General features: G+C 72.3%; 22 protein-coding genes and 1 pseudogene. 8 read left to right on the top strand and 15 right to left on the bottom strand.

The features are described from left to right. Positions 1 to 114 precede the first annotated feature (114 nt). Together CYQ11_RS06675 and serB are read left to right on the top strand one after the other, a co-directional pair. Positions 115 to 1,758 (top strand): streptophobe family protein, encoded by a 1,644-nt coding sequence (locus CYQ11_RS06675; RefSeq protein WP_099201988.1) that lies wholly within the window; start codon positions 115 to 117, stop codon positions 1,756 to 1,758. A 70-nt stretch (positions 1,759 to 1,828) separates the two neighbouring features. Beyond that, positions 1,829 to 3,061, top strand: a complete 1,233-nt coding sequence (gene serB / locus CYQ11_RS06680) for a phosphoserine phosphatase SerB (RefSeq protein ID WP_099201987.1) — start codon at positions 1,829 to 1,831, stop codon at positions 3,059 to 3,061. A 40-nt stretch (positions 3,062 to 3,101) separates the two neighbouring features. On the opposite strand, the gene CYQ11_RS06685 is transcribed toward serB, so the two are convergent. The 6 genes from CYQ11_RS06685 to fabG all read right to left on the bottom strand — a co-directional run bounded on the left by CYQ11_RS06685 (position 3,102) and on the right by fabG (position 6,273). Then, positions 3,102 to 3,620: a SixA phosphatase family protein gene (locus tag CYQ11_RS06685; RefSeq protein ID WP_099201986.1), complete on the bottom strand. Its 519-nt coding sequence runs from the start codon at positions 3,618 to 3,620 to the stop codon at positions 3,102 to 3,104. Between the two features lie 109 nt (positions 3,621 to 3,729). Beyond that, a complete protein-coding gene (locus CYQ11_RS06690; RefSeq protein ID WP_099201985.1) occupies positions 3,730 to 3,963 on the bottom strand; it encodes a hypothetical protein in 234 nt (77 codons plus the stop codon). 186 nt (positions 3,964 to 4,149) lie between these two features. Continuing rightward, on the bottom strand, positions 4,150 to 4,266 hold the full coding sequence (locus CYQ11_RS30625) for an SGM_5486 family transporter-associated protein (protein WP_275666487.1): 117 nt from the start codon (positions 4,264 to 4,266) through the stop codon (positions 4,150 to 4,152). 49 nt (positions 4,267 to 4,315) lie between these two features. Continuing rightward, positions 4,316 to 4,675: a hypothetical protein gene (locus CYQ11_RS06695; protein WP_240003645.1), complete on the bottom strand. Its 360-nt coding sequence runs from the start codon at positions 4,673 to 4,675 to the stop codon at positions 4,316 to 4,318. A gap of 117 nt (positions 4,676 to 4,792) precedes the next feature. Continuing rightward, positions 4,793 to 5,563, bottom strand: a complete 771-nt coding sequence (gene fabI, locus CYQ11_RS06700) for an enoyl-ACP reductase FabI (protein WP_099201984.1) — start codon at positions 5,561 to 5,563, stop codon at positions 4,793 to 4,795. A 5-nt stretch (positions 5,564 to 5,568) separates the two neighbouring features. Further along, entirely contained in the window at positions 5,569 to 6,273 is a 705-nt protein-coding gene (fabG, locus tag CYQ11_RS06705) for a 3-oxoacyl-[acyl-carrier-protein] reductase (protein ID WP_099201983.1), read from the bottom strand. Positions 6,274 to 6,528: 255 nt separating this feature from the next. Here fabG and CYQ11_RS06710 point away from each other — a divergent pair, with 255 nt between their 5' ends. After that, on the top strand, positions 6,529 to 7,434 hold the full coding sequence (locus CYQ11_RS06710; protein WP_099201982.1) for a sterol desaturase family protein: 906 nt from the start codon (positions 6,529 to 6,531) through the stop codon (positions 7,432 to 7,434). Beyond that, complete coding sequence (locus tag CYQ11_RS06715; protein ID WP_099201981.1) at positions 7,431 to 8,183, top strand: lysoplasmalogenase; 753 nt, start codon at positions 7,431 to 7,433, stop codon at positions 8,181 to 8,183. Before CYQ11_RS06710 ends, CYQ11_RS06715 begins: the two co-directional genes overlap by 4 nt. Here CYQ11_RS06715 and CYQ11_RS06720 read toward each other — a convergent pair. After that, entirely contained in the window at positions 8,138 to 9,685 is a 1,548-nt protein-coding gene (locus CYQ11_RS06720) for a S8 family peptidase (RefSeq protein ID WP_099201980.1), read from the bottom strand. The genes CYQ11_RS06715 and CYQ11_RS06720 overlap by 46 nt on opposite strands. A 175-nt stretch (positions 9,686 to 9,860) precedes the next feature. Next, positions 9,861 to 10,061 (bottom strand): hypothetical protein, encoded by a 201-nt coding sequence (locus CYQ11_RS06725; protein ID WP_099201979.1) that lies wholly within the window; start codon positions 10,059 to 10,061, stop codon positions 9,861 to 9,863. Positions 10,062 to 10,295: 234 nt separating this feature from the next. Here CYQ11_RS06725 and CYQ11_RS06730 point away from each other — a divergent pair, with 234 nt between their 5' ends. The 3 genes from CYQ11_RS06730 to moaA all read left to right on the top strand — a co-directional run bounded on the left by CYQ11_RS06730 (position 10,296) and on the right by moaA (position 13,373). After that, complete coding sequence (locus CYQ11_RS06730; RefSeq protein WP_240003649.1) at positions 10,296 to 10,613, top strand: DUF485 domain-containing protein; 318 nt, start codon at positions 10,296 to 10,298, stop codon at positions 10,611 to 10,613. Continuing rightward, the gene (locus tag CYQ11_RS06735; RefSeq protein WP_099201978.1) at positions 10,610 to 12,244 is read left to right on the top strand and encodes a monocarboxylic acid transporter; all 1,635 of its coding nucleotides are present in this window, start codon (positions 10,610 to 10,612) and stop codon (positions 12,242 to 12,244) included. The genes CYQ11_RS06730 and CYQ11_RS06735 overlap by 4 nt, the downstream gene beginning before the upstream one ends. 139 nt (positions 12,245 to 12,383) lie before the next feature. After that, the gene (gene moaA, locus CYQ11_RS06740; protein WP_099201977.1) at positions 12,384 to 13,373 is read left to right on the top strand and encodes a GTP 3',8-cyclase MoaA; all 990 of its coding nucleotides are present in this window, start codon (positions 12,384 to 12,386) and stop codon (positions 13,371 to 13,373) included. Here the strand turns inward: moaA and CYQ11_RS06745 are convergent. Further along, positions 13,356 to 13,583 carry a hypothetical protein gene (locus CYQ11_RS06745; RefSeq protein ID WP_099201976.1) on the bottom strand — a complete coding sequence of 76 codons (228 nt, stop codon included), beginning with the start codon at positions 13,581 to 13,583 and terminating at the stop codon, positions 13,356 to 13,358. The genes moaA and CYQ11_RS06745 overlap by 18 nt on opposite strands. A gap of 214 nt (positions 13,584 to 13,797) precedes the next feature. Continuing rightward, positions 13,798 to 14,184, bottom strand: a complete 387-nt coding sequence (locus CYQ11_RS06750) for a DUF3099 domain-containing protein (protein WP_099201975.1) — start codon at positions 14,182 to 14,184, stop codon at positions 13,798 to 13,800. Positions 14,185 to 14,406: 222 nt separating this feature from the next. Here CYQ11_RS06750 and CYQ11_RS06755 point away from each other — a divergent pair, with 222 nt between their 5' ends. Further along, the gene (locus tag CYQ11_RS06755) at positions 14,407 to 14,685 is read left to right on the top strand and encodes a GlsB/YeaQ/YmgE family stress response membrane protein (protein WP_099201974.1); all 279 of its coding nucleotides are present in this window, start codon (positions 14,407 to 14,409) and stop codon (positions 14,683 to 14,685) included. A gap of 93 nt (positions 14,686 to 14,778) precedes the next feature. On the opposite strand, the gene tyrS is transcribed toward CYQ11_RS06755, so the two are convergent. The 5 genes and pseudogenes from tyrS to CYQ11_RS06780 form a co-directional block, all read right to left on the bottom strand. Then, the gene (gene tyrS / locus CYQ11_RS06760) at positions 14,779 to 16,182 is read right to left on the bottom strand and encodes a tyrosine--tRNA ligase (RefSeq protein ID WP_099202018.1); all 1,404 of its coding nucleotides are present in this window, start codon (positions 16,180 to 16,182) and stop codon (positions 14,779 to 14,781) included. Positions 16,183 to 16,247: 65 nt separating this feature from the next. Further along, on the bottom strand, positions 16,248 to 17,654 hold the full coding sequence (locus CYQ11_RS06765) for a metallopeptidase TldD-related protein (RefSeq protein ID WP_099201973.1): 1,407 nt from the start codon (positions 17,652 to 17,654) through the stop codon (positions 16,248 to 16,250). An 82-nt stretch (positions 17,655 to 17,736) separates the two neighbouring features. Next, positions 17,737 to 18,003 (bottom strand): annotated as a pseudogene (locus tag CYQ11_RS06770) (TldD/PmbA family protein); the annotation flags it as partial. Between the two features lie 541 nt (positions 18,004 to 18,544). Further along, complete coding sequence (locus CYQ11_RS06775; RefSeq protein WP_099201972.1) at positions 18,545 to 18,892, bottom strand: hypothetical protein; 348 nt, start codon at positions 18,890 to 18,892, stop codon at positions 18,545 to 18,547. 521 nt (positions 18,893 to 19,413) lie between these two features. After that, positions 19,414 to 20,943, bottom strand: coding sequence for a TldD/PmbA family protein (locus CYQ11_RS06780; protein ID WP_099201971.1), 1,530 nt, complete (start codon positions 20,941 to 20,943; stop codon positions 19,414 to 19,416). Positions 20,944 to 21,188 lie beyond the last annotated feature (245 nt).

Here is a 21,188-nt window from a genome sequence, read left to right on the forward strand (position 1 = left end):
GTTGACCGATGCGAAACACGCCCTGACAGTAGTAACCGCCCATGGATGCGATGGATGCCGCAGACACGGACGGATCATGTGCATCCGGGCGCTGGTAGGGACCGGGGGGCCGTGATGACCTTGACCAGTGGTCGGCGCGCGGGGCGTGCCGCTGAGTTGCTGCTCGCCGCGACGGCGGCGGTGAGCTGGGCGTTCCTCGCCATGGCGGGGGTGGCGGCGCTGGGGCTGCATCTGCTGGGGGCGGACGCGGTGGGGGCGCTGGGGCCGATGACGGGGGCCCTGGTGGTGCTCGCCGTGGGTGGATCCCTCACCCCCTCGGGGTCGGTCGAAGCATTCGGGCTGACAGGCGCCGGGGCGCACACCACCATCGACATCGCGCCACTGGGGGTGAGCCTGACGGGTGCGCTTCTGCTCGGCTGGGTCTTCGCGCGGTCGCTGCGACGGGCGGGGCCCGAGATCGGGGGCGGCGAACTGGCGGCGCGGGTGGGGGCCGTCATGCTCCTGTTCCTGGGGATCCTGGGCGGTCTGGCCTGGGCCGGCTCGTCCTCGGTCACCCTCGACGGCAGCGGTCTGGGGCTCGGGGGCCAGGATGCGTCCCCCGGCGGCAGCGGGCTGGACATCCCCGGGCTGGGGGACATCGGCGGCGGACTGCCGGACCGGCTCGCCGGCCTCGCGAACGCCAAGGCCGCCGTCGGGTTCTCGGTGCGGACCGGACCGTCGCTGCTGGGGGGTGCGGTCTGGGTGCTCCTGGTGCTGCTGATCACGCTGCTGGCCGCCCGCCGGGCGCCGGTGCCCCGCGGCTGGGCGGTGGCGCACCGCGCGGTGCGCCCGGCGGCCTCGGCGCTGTGCGCGGTGCTGGTGCTGGCGGTCGTCGCGGGGCTGGCGGCGGGGGCGGGGGCGGCGGCCACGGGTGACGACCACCCCGGGCGGGTGATCGGCGGGGCGCTGCTCGGGGCGCCGAACGGGGTGTGGCTGGGGGTGCCGCTGGGGCTGTTCGTGCCCCTGCGGGGCACGGCAACGGGCTCCCTGCTGCAGGTGCTGCCCGATCCGCTGCCCGGCCTGCTGGGCGCCGGGACGGAGCAGACGATCAGCGTGGGGCGGCTGGCCGACCTGGAGCCGCTCGTGTGGCTGCTGTCCGTGGGGTGCGCGCTGATGATGCTCACGGCCGGGGTGCTCACCGGCGCCCGTACGCCCAGGGGCGCGGCGCGGCCACTGGCCTTCGCCGGGCGGTGCGGGCTGTGCCTGGGGGCGGCCACGGCGGTGGCGCTGCCGCTGCTGGTGGTGGCGACCCGCGTCCAGGTGGACGCCAGCCTGTCGGTGCTGGGGATCGACGCCGTGGGCGCGGGCCTGGAGCTGGGCGGCAGCGTACCGGCGGCGCTCGCGCTGGGGGCGGTGTGGGGCTTCGGCGCGGGGGCGCTCGGGGGGCTGCTGGCGTCCGTGGCGGGGGCCGCCGGGCGGCGGGCGGCGCCGTACGGGCGGGGACCGGGTGACGGTGGTGCGCCGCCCGGTGGCACCTACCCGGCCCAGGCCCACGTGCCGGGCCCGTACAACCCCTCGCCGGGCTACCGGCCCGCGCGGGACGAGACCAACCCGTACCTGCGGCCGCCGGGCGAGAACCCCTTCACGGCGCCCACCCAGACCGGGCACCCGGTGCCGCCGCCCTACCGGCCTCGGCGCTCCTCCGACTACCGGTACGGTTCCTCACCCGTCCCCCCGCCGGACGAACGGCCGCCGCCCCCGCCGCGGGGGCGCGGGTAGGCGCGGGAGCCGTCCGGCCCTCGGGACACGTGTACGGGTCCGGCGCGGAGGCGGATACCGTAGGAACACCATGAGCGCATCGCAGACCCCGCCTGCCACCGCCGTCACCGGCGACGATGTCCCCACCCTCCTCGTCAAGATCTTCGGGAAGGACCGGCCGGGCATCACCGCCGGGCTCTTCGACACCCTCGCCGCCTACGCCGTGGACGTCATAGACATCGAGCAGATCGTCACCCGGGGGCGGATCACGCTGTGCGCCCTGGTCACCGCACCCTCGGGCGGCGGGGTGACGGAGGGCGACCTGCGGGCGACGGTGCACAGCTGGGCGGACTCGATGCACCTGCAGACCGAGATCATCTCGGGCCGGGGCGACAACCGGCCGCGCGGCACGGGCCGTTCCCACGTCACCGTGCTCGGCCACCCGCTGACCGCCGAGTCGACGGCGGCCATCGCGGCCTGCATCACCGACACCGGCGGCAACATCGACCGCATCTTCCGGCTCGCCAAGTACCCGGTCACGGCCGTGGAGTTCGCAGTCTCCGGCACGGACACGGAGAAGCTGCGGACCGCGCTGGCCACGGAGTCCGCCGCGCTGGGCGTGGACGTGGCGGTCGTGGCGGCCGGCCTCCAGCGGCGGGCGCAGCGCCTGGTCGTGATGGACGTCGACTCGACGCTCATCCAGGACGAGGTCATCGAGCTGTTCGCGGCGCACGCCGGCTGTGAGGCCGAGGTCGCCGAGGTGACGGCCCAGGCGATGCGCGGCGAGCTGGACTTCGAGCAGTCGCTGCACGCCCGGGTGGCGCTGCTGGCGGGACTCGACGAGTCGGTGGTGGACAAGGTGCGGGCGGAGGTGCGGCTCACGCCGGGCGCCCGGACCCTGATCAAGACCCTCAAGCGGCTCGGCTTCCAGGTGGGGGTCGTCTCCGGGGGCTTCACGCAGGTCACGGACGACCTGCGGGAGCGGCTCGGCCTGGACTTCGCCTCCGCCAACACGCTGGAGATCGTCGACGGCAAGCTGACCGGCCGGGTCACCGGGGAGATCGTGGACCGGGCGGGCAAGGCCCGGCTGCTGCGCCGCTTCGCGACGGAGGCCGGGGTGCCGCTGTCCCAGACGGTCGCGGTGGGTGACGGCGCCAACGACCTGGACATGCTCAACGCGGCGGGCCTGGGCGTCGCGTTCAACGCCAAGCCCGTGGTGCGCGAGGCCGCGCACACGGCGGTGAACGTCCCCTTCCTGGACACCGTGCTGTACCTGCTCGGGGTCACCCGCGAAGAGGTCGAGGCGGCCAACACCCACGAGTGAGCGTCCGCGGGGACGGACCGGCGCCCGTCCCCGCCCCGGGTCAGGCGTGGGGGGCCCAGTAGGCGACGAGCTTGCCGACGCCGTGCTCCACGGACTTCCAGGAACCGCCGAACTCGACCACCGCGATCGCCGACGTGGGGAAGCCGGAGCGGTTCATCCTGGCCAGGAGGTCCCCGTCGGCCTCGCCCGCGAGGGCGTCGGCCAGGGCGTGCATCCCGGGGTTGTGCCCGATGAGGACCACGTCGCGCACCTCGTCGGAGGTCTCGTTGAGCAGCGCGATCAGCTCGCCCAGGGATGCCTCGTACATCCGCTCCTCGTACACCGTCCGGGGGCGCTCCGGCAGCTCGGAAACGGCGAGCTTCCAGGTCTCCCGGGTGCGGGCGGACGTCGAGCAGAGGGCCAGGTCGGGGGTGATGCCGGAACCGGCGAGCCAGCGGCCGGCTACCGGGGCGTCCTTGCGGCCGCGCTCGGCGAGCGGACGTTCGTGGTCGTCCACGTCGGACCATTCGGCCTTGGCGTGCCGGAGGATGACGATCCTGCGGGTCGGTTCGGAGCTCATGTCGTCCAGCTTCGCACGAAACCCATGGCGAGGCGCGGGGTGTTGACACGCTTGCCCCCGCAGGGGTGTGCGCCGCCGGGGGCCACGGAGGGTCACCGGGCGCAGGGGGTCACGGCGCCCAGTTCTCGGTGTGGTCGACGAAGTAGCGTACGAACTGCACCACGCGGGAGACGCCTCCCGTGGACGAGCCGCCGCCGGTGTCGGCGGAGGCGGGCTGCGCCAGCAGGGAGAAGAGGGTCGCGAACGCGACGAGCGGCAGGGCCAGGGCCCACCACGGCAGGCGGGACTGCGTCCGGTGCTGTGCGCCGCCCGGGACATGGACGGCCTGCCTGCCGGCGGACATGGGAATCGCCTCCGAGGGGGGTTCGTGCACCGCCGCGTCGCGGTGTACGTCGAACCTACGGAGTGCGGCGCCCCCCTCCCATCCGGCAACCCACCCACTTACCCCTGACCCCAGCCCCCTAGGGGATGGTGGGGCCAGCCCCACCCTTTCGGGTCCGGGGCGCGGTCGGCGGCGGGCCGGGGCGGGTCAGCCGGCGGCGATGGTGGCGATGACGCCGATCACGACGGTGATGCCGAGCATCATGCCGAGGATCGTCAGGAGGGCCTTCTGGCCGTTCTTGGGGTTCGGTTCGAGGACGGGCATGGCACCAGTCTCCCATCCCGGCCCGGGCCGCCCGCCCTCGGGGCGAGGGTCAGCCGGGGTCGTGGGTCACCCAGGCGTCGCGGACCTCCAGCCAGCAGCGCTGGGCGAGGTCGGCGCGGCGGGCCGGACCGACGTCCACCACGGCGGTGTCCATGGCGGGGTCCCACCAACGGGCGCACGTGACGTGCAGCTGGACGCGATCGGTGGTGGCGTTGCCGTTGTAGCAGGAGGCGGTGACGTGCGAACCGCGGACGCGGGTGTGGCACTCCGCCTCGCGCCGGGGGTCGGGCGCCCGGGGCGTGGCCGCGGCGGTGAGCACGGCGGCGGCGGTGAGCAGCAGCAGCGTGACCGCGCGGCGCGTCCGCCGACGTGCCCGGGAACGCGCCCGGGGGCCTGTCCGGAAGCGCATGGCACCCACCTCCTCCTCGCCCCAGTGTGCGGTCGCGGCGTCGAACGCACGACCCGGGAACGGGCGATACCCGCCCCGAAGGTCTTCGGGACGGGCATCGCGGAGGGTGCGCGGGGGCTAGGCGCCCATCATGTGCACGCCGCCGTCGACGTGCACGATCTCACCGGTGGTGCGGGGGAAGAAGTCGGACAGCATGCCGACGACGCCGCGGCCGGCCGGCTCCGGGTCGGCCAGGTCCCAGCCGATCGGGGCGCGGTGGTTCCACACGTCCGCGAGCTCCTCGAAGCCCGGGATGGACTTGGCGGCCATCGACTTGATGGGGCCGGCGGAGACCAGGTTGCAGCGGATGCCCTGGGGGCCGAGGTCGCGGGCCAGGTAACGGTTGGTGGACTCCAGGGCGGCCTTGGCGACGCCCATCCAGTCGTACTTCGGCCAGGCGATCTGCGCGTCGAAGGTCAGGCCCACGATCGAGGCGCCCTCGCCCATCAGCGGCAGCAGGGCCATGGCCAGCGACTTGTAGGAGTACGCCGAGACCTGGACGGCCGTGGAGACGTCCTCCCAGGTGCCCTCGAGGAAGTTGAAGGCGCCCTGCGGGCCGAAGGCGATCGAGTGCACGATGCCGTCGAGGCGGGCGTCCTCGCCCAGGTGCTCGCGGACCTTGTCGGCCAGGCCGTCGAGGTGCTCCTGGTTGCTCACGTCGAGCTCGATGACCGGGACCGGCTTCGGCAGCCGCTTGGCGATGCGCTCGACCAGGGAGAGGCGCCCGAAGCCGGTCAGGATGACCTCGGCGCCCTCGTTCTGGGCGACCTTCGCGGCCTGGAAGGCGATCGAGGACTCGGTGAGGACACCCGTGACGAGGATGCGCTTGCCGGCGAGAATTCCACTCATGGCGTTCAGTGACCCATGCCCAATCCGCCGTCGACAGGAATGACGGCTCCGGTGATGTATGCGGCGTCCTCGGAGGCGAGGAAGCGGACCGAGGCGGCGATCTCCTCGGCCTGCGCGTAACGGCCCAGCGGGACGAGGTCGACGATGCCGGCGCGCTGCTCGTCCGTGAGCGCGCGGGTCATGTCGGTGTCCACGAAGCCGGGCGCGACGACGTTGACGGTGATGTTGCGAGAGCCCAGCTCGCGGGCGACCGAGCGGGCGAAGCCCACCAGGCCGGCCTTGGAGGCGGCGTAGTTCGCCTGGCCCGCGGAGCCCCTGAGGCCCACGACGGACGAAATCAGCACGATGCGACCCTTACGGGCCCGCAGCATGCCCTTCGAGGCACGCTTGACCACACGGAAGGTGCCGGTCAGGTTGGTCTCCACCACCGAGGCGAAGTCCTCCTCCGACATGCGCAGCAGAAGCATGTCGCGGGTGACGCCGGCGTTGGCCACCAGCACCTCGACCGCGCCCTGCTTCTCCTCGATCTCCTTGTACGCCCGCTCGACCTGCTCCGGGTCCGTGATGTCGCACTTCACGGCGAGGAAGCCCTCCGGGGGCTCGCCCGACCGGTAGGTGATGGCGACCTTGTCCCCCGCTGCGGCGAAGGCGCGCGCGATGGCGAGGCCGATGCCCCGGTTTCCTCCGGTGACGAGAACCGAGCGGCTCAAAGGATCACCCTTCCGTTTGCGTATCCATAGATCGTGCTGGACTACACCTGAACGTATCGGTAGAGGTCACCAAAGCGGGAATCGACCTGCGACAGGTGCGACGAGCGGTCCCTGTCGGGTCCCTACAGAAGGCGGGCGTCCCCCACCGGCCCGCACGGGCCCCGCCACCACCAGGTGACCCCCGGTAACCCCCCACCGGTACCCGGGGGTAACAACCCCTAGCGGCAGGCCCGTCGGCGCGCTTATGGTGCCGCCATGCCGCACCTTCCCGATGTCGTGTTGTGGTCCGTGCCCGCCTTCGTCCTGCTCACCGTGCTGGAGCTGGCGAGCTACCGTCTGCACCCCGACGACCGCCTGGAGGGCTACGAGGCCAAGGACGCGGCGACCAGCGTCGGCATGGGGCTGGGCAGTCTCGTCTTCGACGCCCTCTGGAAGATCCCGATCGTCGCGGTCTACACCGCCCTCTACGAGCTGACCCCCCTGCGCGTGCCCGTCCTGTGGTGGACGCTGCCGCTGATGCTCCTCGCGCAGGACTTCTTCTACTACTGGTCGCACCGGGGGCACCACGTCGTGCGCGTCCTGTGGGCGTGCCACGTGGTGCACCACTCCAGCCGCAAGTTCAACCTGACCACCGCGCTGCGCCAGCCGTGGACCTCCCTGACCGTCTGGCCGTTCTACGTGCCGATGGTGCTCCTCGGGGTGCATCCGGCGGCGGTGGCGTTCTGCTCCTCGGTCAACCTCGTCTACCAGTTCTGGGTGCACACCGAGCGGATCGGCACGCTGCCGAGGCCCGTGGAGTACGTCCTGAACACCCCCTCCCACCACCGCGTCCACCACGCCTCCCAGGGTGGCTACCTGGACCGCAACTTCGGCGGCATCCTGATCCTCTGGGACCGGGCCTTCGGGTCGTTCGTGGCGGAGGGGGAACGTCCCGTCTACGGGCTGACCAAGAACATCGCGACCTACAACCCGCTGCGCGTGGCCACCCACGAGTACGCGGCCCTCGCACGCGACCTGCGGGCCGCGAGGAGCTGGCGCGAGCGGGCCGGGCGGGTCTTCAGGGGGCCCGGCTGGCAGCCGGCCGGGGGCGGCGGGGCGTCCGGTGCCGCGGCGGGCGGAGCGGGCCGGGCTTCCGCCGGCCTGCCCGAGCGGGTCGCGTGAGGCGGTCCGCGGCGAGCCGTGCGGCGCGCGCGGCCTTCGCCGTCGCGGCCGCCACGCACCTGACCGCGCTCGCCGCCGGGGCCACCGTCCTCGCCCTCGCCACCAAACCGCTGCTGATGCCGCTGCTGGCGGTGCACGTCCTCACGCGGGGCGGACCGCGGCTGCTGGCGGTGGCGCTGCTCTTCGGCTGCGGGGGCGACGTGCTGTTGCAGTGCGGCGGGGACGCGCTCTTCCGCGCCGGCATGGGGTCGTTCGCCGCCGGGCACGTGTGCTACCTGGTGCTGTTCGCCCGGCACGGCAGCCCGGGCGGCGCCCGCACCCACCGGCTCGCGGCCGGGTACGCCGCCGCCTGGCTGGGGACCGTCACCCTGCTGTGGCCGGACCTCGACGCGGACCTGCGGCTGCCCGTCGCCGGCTACAGCCTGCTGCTGACCGCCATGGCGCTCGGCGCGACGCGGGCCCGGCTGTGGACCGCCGCGGGCGGGGCGCTGTTCCTGCTGTCGGACACGCTCATCGCCACCGGTCTGGCCGGATGGCCGCAGGCACCGGTCCCGCAGTTCTGGGTCATGCTCACCTACCTGGCCGCGCAGTGTCTGCTGGCGTACGGGGTGCGCAGGTGCGACGGTGAAAGCGGAGGGACCGGGCTGCAGCCACCCGGCCCCTCCTCCGACCGGCGTCCGGCAGGCCGGACGTCCCGCTCGCGTCAGTTCTTGACGGCCGCCAGGGCGTCGACGATGCCGAAGCCGTAGAAGCTGTTGACGTGCTGGGTACCGGTGCAGGCGGCCTTGTACTTACCGGTGCCGTCCGGGTCGTAGGCCGCGGTCGGGCAGCCGGGGTTCTTCGCCTGGGCCTTCAGGAGCCACTGGATCTCCTGCGGGCTGGACTTGGGGTGGGCGCTCTTCATCAGCGCCGCCACGCCCGCCACGTGCGGACCGGCCATCGACGTGCCCTGGAGGTAGGCCCAGTCGCCGCCCGGCATGGTGGAGAGGATCCGGCCGTCCTTGGCGGGCAGCTCGGGCACCTGGAGGGAGTCGCCGCCGGGGGCCGCGACGTCCACGGCGTTCAGGCCGTAGTTGGAGTAGAAGGACTTCTGCGACTTCACGCCCGTGGCGGAGACGGTCACGACGCCGGGCAGCTGGGCGGGGACGTCCAGGCACTGCTTGGGGTCGATCTTGCGGGGCTGCGGCGTGGTGTCGTTCGGGCTGCCGCCGTCGGCTATCTCCTTGGCCGCCAGGTCGAAGTTGGAGTTGCCGGCCGAGGCGACGTTGACGATGCCCTTGCCCTCGGCGTACTTCGCGGCCCGGCCGACCGCGTCGGCTATCGCCTTCTGGTCCGCGTTGTCAGGGCAGTTGAACATCCACGGGTCGACGAAGTAGCTGTTGTTCGTCACCGAGACGCCGTGGTCGGCGGCGAAGACGAACGCGCAGACCACGCTCTCCGCGTAGAAGAAGGAGTTCTTGTCGGGGGTGCTCACCCTGATGCCGGAGACCTTCACGCCCGGGGCCACGCCGGCGACGCCGGAGCCGTTGCGGGCCGCGGCTATGGTGCCGGCCACGTGGGTGCCGTGGTAGTCCTCGGCCGGGTCGTTGGGCCGCCAGGCGCCGGGGGTCGTGTCGGCCTTGCCCGTCACGCAGCTCGCCGACTGGCTCGCCGAGAAGTTGGGGGCGAGGTCGGGGTGGGTGTCGTCCACGCCGGTGTCGATGACGGCGACGGTGACCTTCTTGCTGCCGGGGTTGACCTTGGCGGCCTGGTCGGCGCCTATCGCCCCGAGGTCCCACTGGAGGCCCTCCAGGGGCTCCTTGCCGTCGGCGGCCGAGCGGGCGGCGGCCAGGGCGCCGGCCTTGTCGAGCTTGAGCTTCTCCGGCTTGCCGTAGTCGGTGGTGGCAGCCGACTTGAGCGGCGCGGTGCGGGTCGCACCCGCCGACTGCACGCCCGGCACCGCGCGCAGCGTCGTGCCGAAGGCGGGGTTCTTCGAGTGCGCGACGATGACGCCTATGCGGTCGTAGGAGGCCACGATGGTTCCACCGGCCTGGCCGACGGCCTTCTTCACCTTGGCGAGCGTGGCGCGGTCGGTGCCGGTGTTCACCACGTACGACAGCAGGGGTCCGTCCGCCGTGACGGCCGCCTTCGTTCCCGTGCCGGGCGCCGCCGCCGAGGCGGTGCCGGGCAGGAAACCGAGGGACGCCGTGAGCGCCAGTCCGATCGGGGCCGCCAGCAGGGCGTGCCGCCGTCTGGAACGCAGATGAGCCATGGGTACTCCACATCATCCGGAAATCCGCCCGGTCGCACGGATGTGCGCGGGCGGTCGCATGACGAGTGAAGCTAGCGCTGGTCAGCTGTTCCAGGCAATGAATTCTCGCAGGAAATGCGGCAGAGACCGGATCTGGGCGCGTTGGTGACGCCTTGTCGGAACCCGGGCCGGCTGCTCAGGACCGCGGCCGCGGGCTCCGCAGGGCGGCGATGCTCAGCGGCGGCAGCGGCACCCCCGGGCCGTGCCAGCGGGCCGGGGCGGGGACCGCGGCCGGGGCCCGGTCCGTGGGCACCGCCGGCACGGGGGCCGTCAACCTGACGATGCCGAAGGGGCGGCGGCCGGGGGACGGCGCGGGAGAGGTCGGGGCAGCGCTCACACCAGGGTCAACGAGGCCGTCGGCGGGCGGTTTTGCCCCGTGCGGGCGCCACTGCGACATCGGTCGAACCGCCCCCTGTCGCATACTGCGGTGTCCCTCTACGATGCGTGATCCGGGTCACAGGCTCGGGTCGCGCCCCGCTTTTCACCGTCAGGAGAGGTCGTGGACTCTGAAGAGGCGGTGGGTACCCCACCGACCGCAGCCCAGGGGCCGGACGAAGCCGTTCGCCCCGCCATCCCCGCTCAGCCCGAACGATTCACCGAGGCCCAGGAGAGCGCCGAGTTCGCCGAACTGCGCCGGGCCCACCGCTCCTTCGCCTTCCCCCTCACCGTCGCCTTCGTCACCTGGTACCTCCTGTACGTCCTGCTCTCCAACTACGCGGGCGCGTTCATGGACACCACCGTCGCCGGCAACATCAACGTCGCCTTGGTCCTCGGCCTCGCCCAGTTCCTCACCACCTTCCTGATCGCCTGGTGGTACGCACGGCACGCCGCGGCGAACACCGACCCGAAGGCCGAGGCCCTCAAGGCCCGTATGGAGGCGGGGGAATGACCGCGAGCAGCACCACCGTCCTGGCCGCCGCCGGCGGCGCGGGGGACCACCGCACCCTGATCGTCACTCTCTTCTCGGTCTTCGTCGCCGTGACCCTCGGCATCACGGTCTGGGCCGGCCGGCAGACCAAGGACGCCACGGACTTCTACGCCGGCGGGCGTTCGTTCACCGCCTTCCAGAACGGCCTGGCCATCTCCGGCGACTACATGTCCGCCGCGTCGTTCCTCGGCATCGCCGGCGCCATCTCCCTGTTCGGCTACGACGGTTTCCTCTACTCCATCGGCTTCCTCGTCGCCTGGCTGGTCGCCCTGCTGCTCGTCGCCGAGCCGCTGCGCAACTCCGGCCGCTTCACCATGGCCGACGTCCTGGCCTACCGGCTGAAGCAGCGGCCCGTCCGCACCGCCGCGGGAACCTCCACCATCGTCGTGTCGATCTTCTACCTCCTCGCCCAGATGATCGGCGCGGGCGCGCTGGTCTCCCTGCTGCTCGGGGCGAGCGGTGAGGGCTCACGGCGGTGGATCATCGTCCTGGTCGGCCTGGTGATGGTGCTGTACGTGACCATCGGCGGCATGAAGGGCACCACCTGGGTGCAGATCGTCAAGGCCGTCCTGCTCATCCTGGGGACCCTGCTGATCACCTTCCTGGTGCTCACCAAGTTCGACTGGAACGTCTCCACGCTCCTCGGCCGCGCCGCCGAGGAGAGCGGCAAGGGCAGGGCCTTCCTGGAACCCGGGCTCCAGTACGGCAAGGACGGCACCTCCAAGCTCAACTTCGTCTCGCTCGGCATCGCGCTCGTCCTCGGCACGGCCGGGCTGCCGCACATCCTCATCCGCTTCTACACCGTGCCGACGGCCAAGGCCGCCCGCAAGTCGGTCAACTGGGCGATCGGGATCATCGGCACCTTCTACCTGATGACCATCGCCCTGGGCTTCGGCGCCGCCGCCCTGGTCGGCTCCAAGGCGATCACCGCCTCGGACCCCTCCGGCAACACCGCCGCGCCGCTGCTCGCCCAGGAGGTCGGCGGGGGGTCCGGCTCCACGGGCGGGGCGATCCTGCTCGCCGTGATCTCGGCCGTCGCGTTCGCGACGATCCTCGCCGTGGTCGCGGGGCTGACCCTGGCCTCCTCGGCGTCCTTCGCCCACGACCTGTGGGCCAACGTCATCCGCAAGGGCAGGACGAGCGAGAAGGAGGAGGTCCTCACCGCCAAGTGCGCGGCCGTCGTCATCGGCGGCGTCGCCATCGGCCTGAGCATCTTCGCCCACCGGCTCAACGCGGCCGCCGTGGTGGCCCTGGCCTTCGCCGTGGCCGCCTCGGCGAACCTCCCGACGATCCTCTACAGCCTCTTCTGGAAGCGCTTCACCACCCGGGGCGCCCTGTGGTCGATCTACGGCGGGCTGGTCTCGTCCGTGACCCTGGTGATCTTCTCCCCGGTGGTCTCCGGCAACCCCAAGGCCCTCTTCCCCGGGATGAGCTTCGACTACTTCCCGCTCGGCAACCCGGGCCTGGTCTCCATCCCGCTGGGCTTCCTGCTCGGCTGGGCCGGCTCGCTGCTCTCCGCGCCCGCGCCCGATCAGGAGCAGAAGTACGCGGAGCTGGAGGTCCGCTCCCTGACCGGATACGGCGCGCACTGACGACCGCCGCCCCGGTGCGGCCCCTCCCCGTACGCCGGCCACCCCCTTCAACGAAGTGTTGAAGCGAGGGGGGATCACGTACGCTGCGGTAGTGAACGAGTGAACAAAACGTCGTTCCAGTCCAGGGAGGGGCCGCACCGTGCTCATCGACACCTACGGTCGCGTCGCCACCGACCTGCGCGTCTCCCTGACCGACCGCTGCAACCTCCGCTGCACCTACTGCATGCCGGAGGAGGGCCTGCAGTGGCTCGCCAAACCGGACCTGCTCACCGACGACGAGATCGTCCGTCTGATCGGCGTCGCCGTCACCGCCCTCGGCGTCACCGAGGTCCGCTTCACCGGCGGCGAGCCCCTGCTGCGCCCCGGACTCGTCGGCATCGTCGAGCGCTGCGCGGCCCTCACCCCCCGGCCCCGGCTCTCCCTGACCACCAACGGCATAGGCCTGGCCCGCACCGCGCGGGCCCTGAAGGACGCGGGCCTGGACCGCGTCAACGTCTCCCTCGACACGCTGCGCCCCGAGGTCTTCGCCACCCTGACCCGCCGCAGGCGCCACCAGGACGTCCTCGACGGGCTGGCCGCCGCCCACGCCGCCGGGCTCACCCCCGTCAAGGTCAACGCCGTGCTGATGCCCGGGCACAACGACGACGAGGCCCCCGACCTGCTCGCCTGGGCCGTGGAGGCGGGCTACGAACTGCGCTTCATCGAGCAGATGCCGCTCGACGCCCAGCACGGCTGGAAGCGCGAGGGCATGATCACCGCCGAGGAGATCCTGGCGAGCCTGCGCACCCGCTTCACCCTCACCCCCGAGGGCGAGGACGAGCGCGGCTCCGCCCCCGCCGAGCGCTGGCTGGTCGACGGCGGCACCGCCCGGGTGGGCGTCATCGGCTCGGTCACCCGCCCCTTCTGCGGGTCCTGCGACCGGACGCGGCTGACGGCCGACGGGCAGGTGCGCACGTGCCTGTTCGCCACCGAGGAGTCGGACCTGCGCGCGGCCCTACGCGCGGGCGCGGACGACGAGGAGATCGCCGCCCTGTGGCGGCGGGCCATGTGGGGCAAGAAGGCCGGCTCGGGGCTGGACGACCCGGCGTTCCTCCAGCCCAGCCGGCCGATGTCAGCGATCGGAGGCTGACGCCTCCCACTCCTGGAGCGTCACCACGTCCTTGAGGAAACCGCGCAGGGCAAGGAAGTTGGACAGGTGCTCGCGGTGTTCGTCGCAGGCGAGCCAGGTCTTGCGGCGCTCGGGGGTGTGCAGCTTGGGGTTGTTCCACGCCAGCACCCACACCGCCGGCGCGCGGCAGCCCTTGGCGGAGCAGATCACGGCGTTCTCGGGGGAGTTCACCCGACAACTCTACGCAGCGGGCTGCGGACACGGCGACGCCGGGCAGCCACGGGGGGAGCCGCCCGGCGTCGGTCTGTCGCTCCGACGGGGGATGCGGAGCGCCTACGAAGTATGTCACGGGGGGCCCTTCGCAGGGCACCGATCCACATGATTGATCTGAGGTTTTCTTGAGCTTGTCACACCGCTTGCCGGGGGTCCGCCCGGAACCGGAGGGTCAGTCGTGGTCAGGTCCCTGATCGGGCCGCGCGGGGCCCTCGGCGTCCGGGGCCGCTTCCGGGACGGGTTCCGCCACGCCGCCCGCGGGGCCGGCCGTCAGCACCGGGCGGGTGGGCGCGGGGACGAACGTACCGGGCAGTGAAGGGGCGTTCTCCCGGCCCGCGTTGGCTATCACGACGGCCACGTACGGCAGGAGCGCGCCGAGGACGAGAGTGCCCACCGCCACGTAACGCTCGATGTTCCACAGGATCACGGTGAGCACCACGGACAGGGTGCGGACGCCCATCGAGATGACGTACCGGCGCTGGCGCCCGCGCACGTCCTCCTCCAGGCCCTGCCGGGCCCCGGTGATCCGGAAGACCTCCGTACCGCCCAGCTTCCGCATCACGTTCCACCACCCGACTGCCGCGCCGACGCCCTTCGGGCCCTTACGTACTCAACGTTACGCCGCGACTCCCCGGCGGACGAGACCGGGGCAGCCGCCGCCGGACTCCCCGGCAGGCGCCCGACGTGCGCATACGGCGTACGGAGGACTCCGACGTGCGCCGTAGGGGGGAGGGGCCCAGAATGACTGAGCACGCCCTATCGCTCCGGGTGAGGAGGCGGCATGAACTGGCTGTGGGCCATCATCGTCGGACTGGTCCTGGGACTGATCGCCAAGGCGATCCTGCCGGGCAAGCAGCAGGTCCCGCTCTGGCTGACGATCATCCTGGGCCTGATCGGCGCGCTGCTCGGCAACTGGGCGGCCAGCGCGCTGGGCGTCGAGCACACCAAGGGCATCGACTGGATCCGCCACCTGCTCCAGCTGGCCGGCGCGGTCGTACTGGTCGCCCTCGGCGACCGGCTGTGGGTCGGGATGCGGGGCAGGCGGCACAGGGTCACCTGAGGCGGTCGCGGAACGAGGGGGCCGGGCGCGGGGAAGCGACCGGCCCCCTCGGGGAGCCTTCCACGGCGGCCGGCGGGGCCGCGCGGGCGCGGCCTACAGGCCGCGCAGCTCGGCGATCTTGCGGCCGGCCTTGAGGTAGACGCCGCTCACCTCACGCCCGGCCAGCAGCTCCCGGGCCACCTCGCCCAGCGGGCGGATGGCGTCGGCCTCGGCCAGCACCACGGCCTCCTGCTCGCCCGCCGTCTGGAAGACCAGCCGCAGGCCGTTCTGCTTGGCGACCCGGCGGGCGGCCGAGGCGCTGGGCTGGAAGCCGAGGACCTTGCTGAGGACGGCCGTGGCCGGCTCCTCACCGTGCTCGGCCAGCTCCACCACCGGCGTCTCGACGTCGGAGAAGCTCTTCTTCGAGAACTGCGCGACGAACCCGGCGCGCGCCGCCATCGCCGCCTCCACGCCGTACAGCGCGGCGACGACCTCGCCCGCGAGGACCTTCTTCAGGTCCATCGGGTGCAGCGCCTTCTCCTCGATCCGGGCCAGGGCCAGCGCGATCTCGGCGTCCGTCCACTCCGTCCAGGCCTTCAGGTACGGCTCCATCAGACGGTCCGGCACGGACATGATCTTGCCGAAGACGTCGTCGGCGGGCGCCGAGAGGCCCACGTAGTTGCCCTTGGACTTGGACATCTTGGCGCCGGTGCCGTCCGTGCCCTCGATGAGCGGCATGGTGACGACGAGCTGCGGCTTCTGGCCGTGCACCTCCATTAGCTTGCGGCCCATCTGGAGGTTGAGCAGCTGGTCGGCGCCGCCCAGCTCCACGTCGCAGTCCAGGGCCACGGAGTCCAGGCCCTGGGCGATCGGGTACAGCAGCTCCGACATCGTCAGGCCCGAGCCCGAGGCGAGGCGGTTGCGGAAGTCCTCGCGCTGGAGCAGCTGCGAGACCGGCACCTGCGAGAGCAGACCGAGCAGCTTCGGGAAGGTGTACGGCGCCAGCCACTCGCTGTTCTGTACGAAGGTGACCTTCTCGAAGTCGAAGAACGGGCGCACCTGGTCGCGGTAGCCCGCGAGGTTCGCCGCGATGTCCTCGTCGGTCAGCGGCGGGCGCTCCGCCGTACGGCCCGTCGGGTCGCCGATCTTGGCCGTGAAGTCGCCGATGAGGAGCGTGACGTCGTGGCCCATGCGCTGGAAGCGGCTGAGGATGATCACCGGGACCGCGTGGCCGAGGTGGACGTCGGCGGCCGTCGGGTCGATGCCCAGCTTGATGCTCAGGCCCTTGCCCTCGGCGCGGCGCGCGTCGATGCGCTCGGCGAGCTTGCTCACCGCGGGCAGGACCTCGACCGTGCGGGCGGCGATCAGCTCGGCCTGTTCCTTCGCCGACAGGTCCGTCAGGTCCAGATAGCGCCTCGCCTTCGTCTCCGTGAGCAGCTGCTCCACGGTCGAGTCGGTGGAGAGGTCCTGCGCCAGCAGGGCGCTGGCGCGCGCGACGGAGTCGCCGAGGCGTGTCATCGTGACGTTCCTGTAGTGGTTGTCGGACAAAGGACAGGCCCGAGTCTATTTCCTCCGCAGAGCGGTCATACGCCCTTGCTGACCGAACTCATGTTGAAGTCCGGAACGCGCAGGGCCGGCATCGCCGCCCGGGTGAAGTAGTCGCCCCACTCGCGCGGCAGCGTCGGCTCGGTCCGCCCGGCCTCGACGGCCCGGGAGAGCAGGTCCACCGGCGACTCGTTGAAGCGGAAGTTGTTGACCTCGCCGACGACCTCGCCCTTGTCCACGAGGTAGACGCCGTCCCGGGTCAGTCCGGTCAGCAGCAGCGAGGCCGGGTCCACCTCGCGGATGTACCACAGGCAGGTCAGCAGCAGGGCGGGCCCGTCGTGCCCGGCGGCGGCGACCATCTCCGTGAGCGAGCGGGTGCCGCCGGCGTCGAGGACGAGGTTGTCGGTGTACGGGGAGAGCGGGAGGCCGGTCAGGCCGGCGCTGTGCCGGGTGGTGACCAGGCGCTCCAGCACGCCGTCGCGGATCCAGTCCGTGGCGGCGATGGGCAGTCCGTTGTCGAACACCGAGGCGTCGTCGCCGGAGGAGCCCGTCAGGACGAACGGCGCGCACTCCAGGCCCGGGGCGTGCGGGTCGCTGCGCAGCGTCAGCGGCAGCTCCGACAGCTTCTCCCCCACCCGGGTGCCGCCGCCGGCCTTGGAGAAGACGGTGCGGCCCTCGGCGGCGTCCCGCGCGGAGGCCGACCACTGCTGGTAGACCAGCAGGTCCGCCACTGCGGTGGGCGGCAGCAGCGTCTCGTACCGTCCGGCCGGCAGCTCCAGCTTCTTGCGGCTCCCCCAGGCCAGGCGCTCGGCGAGCTCCGCTTCCATGGTCAGCGGGTCGACGTCGAGGAAGTCCCGGGTGGCCCGGCCCGCCCACGCGGAGTGCGCGCGGTCGGGGGTCTTGGCGTTGATCTCCAGGGTGCCGGTGGGCTGGTCGTGGCGGAGGCGCAGGCCGGTGGAGGTGCCGAGGTAGCTGGACTCCGTCTCGTGCCGGGCGAAGCCGTACAGCTCACGGCCCTGGGCGCGGGCCCGGGCGAAGGCCTCGCCGAGGGCCGGGGCGAAGGCGTCGAAGACGGCCGGGGAGGTCTCGGCGGGCGCGCCGGTGAAGTCGGCGGCGTGGGGTACGCCCGTCACCAGCGGCTGCGCGTCCTCGGCGGGCCCGGCCTCCCGGGCCGCGGCCTCCGCCGCCCGCACCAGCGGCTCCAGGTCGTCGGCGGTGACGGCGGACCGCGTCACGGAGCCCGAGGCGGTGCCCTCCTTGCCGTCGACGGTCGCGACGACGGTGAGGGTGCGGCCGCGGGTGACGCCGTTGGTGGTGAGGGCGTTGCCGGCCCAGCGGAGGTTGGCGGTGGACTGCTCTTGCGCGATCACCGTGCAGCCGTCGGCGCGGGACAGCTCGAGGGCGCGCTCGACGATCTCGTGCGGCTTGTTGGTGCGCGGGCTCATCGACCGGCCTCCTGAGTCGTGTTCGGACTGTGCTTGCCCGGGGGGACGCCCCCGGCGCCCCGGCCGGCCCCGTGCGCGGTGCTCATCGGCCGGCCTCGTGGGTGGTGTTCAGAATGTTGACGCCCGCGAACAACGCCGACGGGCACCCGTGTGACACCGCCGCGACCTGTCCCGGCTGGGCCTTCCCGCAGTTGAAGGCGCCTCCCAGGACGTACGTCCGGGGGCCTCCGATGGCCTCCATCGAGCCCCAGAACTCGGGCGTGATTCCCTGGTAGGCAACATCCCGGAGCTGGCCGGCCAGGCGGCCGTCGCGGATGGCGTATGCCCTCTGCTGGGTGAATGGGAAGTTCACGGAGGCGGCAGAGGGCATACGTGCGTGATCAGCGTCTGCGCAGGTCAGAGCACGTTTCACGGCGCGCCCTCCTTCCCTGTTCATACGGGTTGAAACCGGACTCTACGGGGTCTGGTGACGACTTGGTGTCGACGTCGGAGGAGAGCCTACTGAGTGACAGCCGCGCTGGTTGGGGGCTCGAAGACCTCGAATGCGAAGACGCGGCATGCGGCTCGCAAGGTGTGCCGACGGATCGCCCTGCCACCGGATGGGCGTGCGCGTCGAGTCCCGCAGAGCCGGCACCACCCCGGCCCCGCCCCGGGCGCGGCACGTGGCTGATCATGTTCCCGACAGGCTCGCTTGCGTTCATCGACGGTGGGTACGGTCTCTCTCGTGTCCTGCGCGCGTTGGTTGGTCACCAGTGGTAGCGCGCGGCTAGGGGAGCTGGTACCGGCATGTCGTCGAGCGCTGCTTGCACACCGGACGAAGGTTTTACCTCGGGCGCGCCCCGGCCGGTCGGCCTGGACACCGTCGGGGCGGGAGACCGGCGGGTGGCGATTCAGGAACGTCGCCGACGGCGCGTGGGCGTGGCGTGGACGGCGTCGGCGATGCTTCTGACGTCGAGTCGCATCGGCTGTGCCGCCTCGGGGGCTTCCTGATCGGTCCAGTGGTGGAAGTAGGCGCGTACGTGCGCGGCGAGTTCGTCAGGCCGCGGCTCCTCCGTCGGGCGCAGAGCGATCACGTGCCCCTCGCCGACCAGGTGGAGCTTCAGCGGGCGCGCAGTCGCGTCGAAGGCGGCCACGATGTCGTCGATGAAGTCCGGCTCGGTCAGTGCCTGGAGTTCGGCGTCGTCCTCGCACGGCATGACCCAGCCGTCGCCGTCGACCAGCAGGCAGGGAAACGACACGGGGCTGACATGCGGGATCTCCGGACCCCCGCGGAGGCGCGAGAGTCGTGGCAGCCGAAGCCGGCGAATGAGCATGCCCTGATCATGGTGCACCGTTCGCAGGCCTCCGACTGGCGGTCAAAGTCACTTGGCAATCGACCAAGATCACTTGTCAACATGGGGAATTCCAGGTGGCCGTTGTCACGCGCCGGTATCCGTGGCGGCGGGACTACGGCGCCCGGCTCCTACGGTCGCCGGCGGCCGCCTGCGGGCGACCGGCGGGACCGGCCGCCAGGCCGCAGCCCGCCGGGGCGCCGGACCGCCCGGCGCGCCGCCTGCGGCGCGCCCTTGAGCCTTTCCGAGGCCTCATCGCCCCGCCCCAGCTGGCTCCCTCTGAGGAAGACGTCGAGGACTGGGACGATGTGGCCTAGGCGGCACGGCGACGGCACGCCCCCGCCACCGCAACCCGACACAGTCATCCGTGACGACGTGTCGACCTGGTGCAGGCTTCCAGGCCTCGGAAACGTCCGACAAGCCGCCCGTCAGCCGTGTCCGGCCTCGTTCGCAGTGTTCAAAATATTCACACCCCGGAACAGCGCCGACGGGCACCCGTGTGACACCGCCGCGACCTGCCCCGGCTGGGCCTTCCCGCAGTTGAAGGCGCCTCCCAGGACGTAGGTCCGGGGGCCTCCGATGGCCTCCATCGAGCCCCAGAACTCGGGCGTGATTCCCTGGTAGGCAACATCCCGGAGCTGGCCGGCCAGGCGGCCGTCGCGGATCGCGTATGCCCTCTGCTGGGTGAATTGGAAGTTGTAACGCTGCATGTCGATGGACCACGACCGGTCCCCGACGACGTAGACGCCCCTCTTCACGCCCGAGATCAGCTCCTCGGTCGACGGACCGCCGGCCGCCGGCCGCAGCGAGACGTTCGCCATGCGCTGCACCGGCACGTGGGCGGGCGAGTCGGCGTACGCGCATCCGTTGGACCGGCCGAGACCGGTGAGGCGGGCGATGCGGCGGTCGAGCTGGTAGCCGACCAGGACGCCGTCGCGGACCAGGTCCCAGGACTGGGCGGCCACGCCCTCGTCGTCGTAGCCGACGGTCGCCAGGCCGTGCTCGGCGGTCCGGTCCCCGGTCACGTTCATGAGCTGCGAGCCGTACGCGAGCGTGCCCAGGAGGTCGGGGGTGGCGAAGGAGGTGCCCGCGTAGGCGGCCTCGTAGCCGAGCGCGCGGTCGAGCTCGGTGGCGTGGCCGACCGACTCGTGGATCGTCAGCCACAGGTTGGAGGGGTCGACGACCAGGTCGTAGGTGCCCGCCTCGACGCTCGGCGCGCGCATCTTCTCGGCCAGGAGGGAGGGGATCTCGGCGAGCTCGGCGTCCCAGTCCCAGCCGCCGGCACCCGTCAGGTACTCCCAGCCGCGGCCGGCCGGGGGCGCGAGGGTGCGCATGGAGTCGAAGCCGCCGGTCCGGTGGTCCACGGCCACGGCCGTCAGCTGGGGGTGCAGCCGGACCCGCTGCTGGGTGGTCGTGGTGCCGGCGGAGTCGGCGTAGAACTTGTTCTCGTGCACGGTGACCAGGGACGCGTCCACGTGGGCCACCCCGTCGGCGGCCAGCAGCCGCTCGCTCCACTCGGCGAGCAGCCCGGTCTTGTCGGAGTCGGGCACGTCGAAGGGATCGGTCTCGTAGGAGGAGACCCACGTCCGTTCCGCGTGCACCGGCTCGTCCGCCAGCTCCACCCTCTCGTCGGAGCCCGCGGCCGCGATCACCTTGGCCGACAGCTTCGCCATCGCCACGGCCTGCGACGCCACGCGTGCCGCGGCGTCCATCGTCAGTTCCACACCGGAGGCGAACCCCCACGTGCCGCCGTGCACGACCCGGACCGCGTACCCCAGGTCGGTGGAGTCCGAGGACCCCGCCAGCCGGGCGTCCCGCAGTCGCCACGACGCGTCGCGCACCCGCTCGAACCGGAAGTCCGCGTGCTCGGCCCCCAGGGCCCGCGCCCGCGCGAGCGCCGCGTCGGCCAACGGGCGCAGTGGCAGCGCCAGGAATGACGGATCGATCTCATGCGGCACGGTTCACTCTCCTTTTGGGTGTGTTTCCGCAGTGAACCACGTCAGTTGGTGAGTGGGGGTCAGCTCCGGGCGGACCGGGCCGCCTCCCCGGGGGCAGCCGTGGCGGGGGCGGTCCGGCGCGCGGCCGGCGGCCGCGGGGGCCGGCCGTGGTGACGCGGGTCCGTCTTCCGGGTGACAGGGGAGGGCGCACGGGCCCTGGCCTGATCCTTTTGTCCGGGCCGACCGGATCCTTCGTTGTCAGCGGT

It is taken from the genome of Streptomyces cinnamoneus, from assembly GCF_002939475.1.
Lineage (GTDB): Bacteria > Actinomycetota > Actinomycetes > Streptomycetales > Streptomycetaceae > Streptomyces > Streptomyces cinnamoneus_A.

What these genes read in the sequence shown, in the direction of transcription:
- fabI (WP_099201984.1), bottom strand. Translation starts at nt 5,563, where the DNA reads ATGAGTGGAATTCTCGCCGGCAAGCGCATCCTCGTCACGGGTGTCCTC.
- CYQ11_RS06750 (WP_099201975.1), bottom strand. Translation starts at nt 14,184, where the DNA reads ATGCGGAAGCTGGGCGGTACGGAGGTCTTCCGGATCACCGGGGCCCGG.
- CYQ11_RS06710 (WP_099201982.1), top strand. Translation starts at nt 6,529, where the DNA reads ATGCCGCACCTTCCCGATGTCGTGTTGTGGTCCGTGCCCGCCTTCGTC.
- tyrS (WP_099202018.1), bottom strand. Translation starts at nt 16,182, where the DNA reads ATGACACGCCTCGGCGACTCCGTCGCGCGCGCCAGCGCCCTGCTGGCG.
- CYQ11_RS06695 (WP_240003645.1), bottom strand. Translation starts at nt 4,675, where the DNA reads ATGCGCTTCCGGACAGGCCCCCGGGCGCGTTCCCGGGCACGTCGGCGG.
- CYQ11_RS06720 (WP_099201980.1), bottom strand. Translation starts at nt 9,685, where the DNA reads ATGGCTCATCTGCGTTCCAGACGGCGGCACGCCCTGCTGGCGGCCCCG.
- CYQ11_RS06765 (WP_099201973.1), bottom strand. Translation starts at nt 17,654, where the DNA reads ATGAGCCCGCGCACCAACAAGCCGCACGAGATCGTCGAGCGCGCCCTC.
- CYQ11_RS06690 (WP_099201985.1), bottom strand. Translation starts at nt 3,963, where the DNA reads ATGTCCGCCGGCAGGCAGGCCGTCCATGTCCCGGGCGGCGCACAGCAC.
- CYQ11_RS30625 (WP_275666487.1), bottom strand. Translation starts at nt 4,266, where the DNA reads ATGCCCGTCCTCGAACCGAACCCCAAGAACGGCCAGAAGGCCCTCCTG.
- CYQ11_RS06685 (WP_099201986.1), bottom strand. Translation starts at nt 3,620, where the DNA reads ATGAGCTCCGAACCGACCCGCAGGATCGTCATCCTCCGGCACGCCAAG.
- CYQ11_RS06755 (WP_099201974.1), top strand. Translation starts at nt 14,407, where the DNA reads ATGAACTGGCTGTGGGCCATCATCGTCGGACTGGTCCTGGGACTGATC.
- CYQ11_RS06735 (WP_099201978.1), top strand. Translation starts at nt 10,610, where the DNA reads ATGACCGCGAGCAGCACCACCGTCCTGGCCGCCGCCGGCGGCGCGGGG.
- CYQ11_RS06675 (WP_099201988.1), top strand. Translation starts at nt 115, where the DNA reads ATGACCTTGACCAGTGGTCGGCGCGCGGGGCGTGCCGCTGAGTTGCTG.
- serB (WP_099201987.1), top strand. Translation starts at nt 1,829, where the DNA reads ATGAGCGCATCGCAGACCCCGCCTGCCACCGCCGTCACCGGCGACGAT.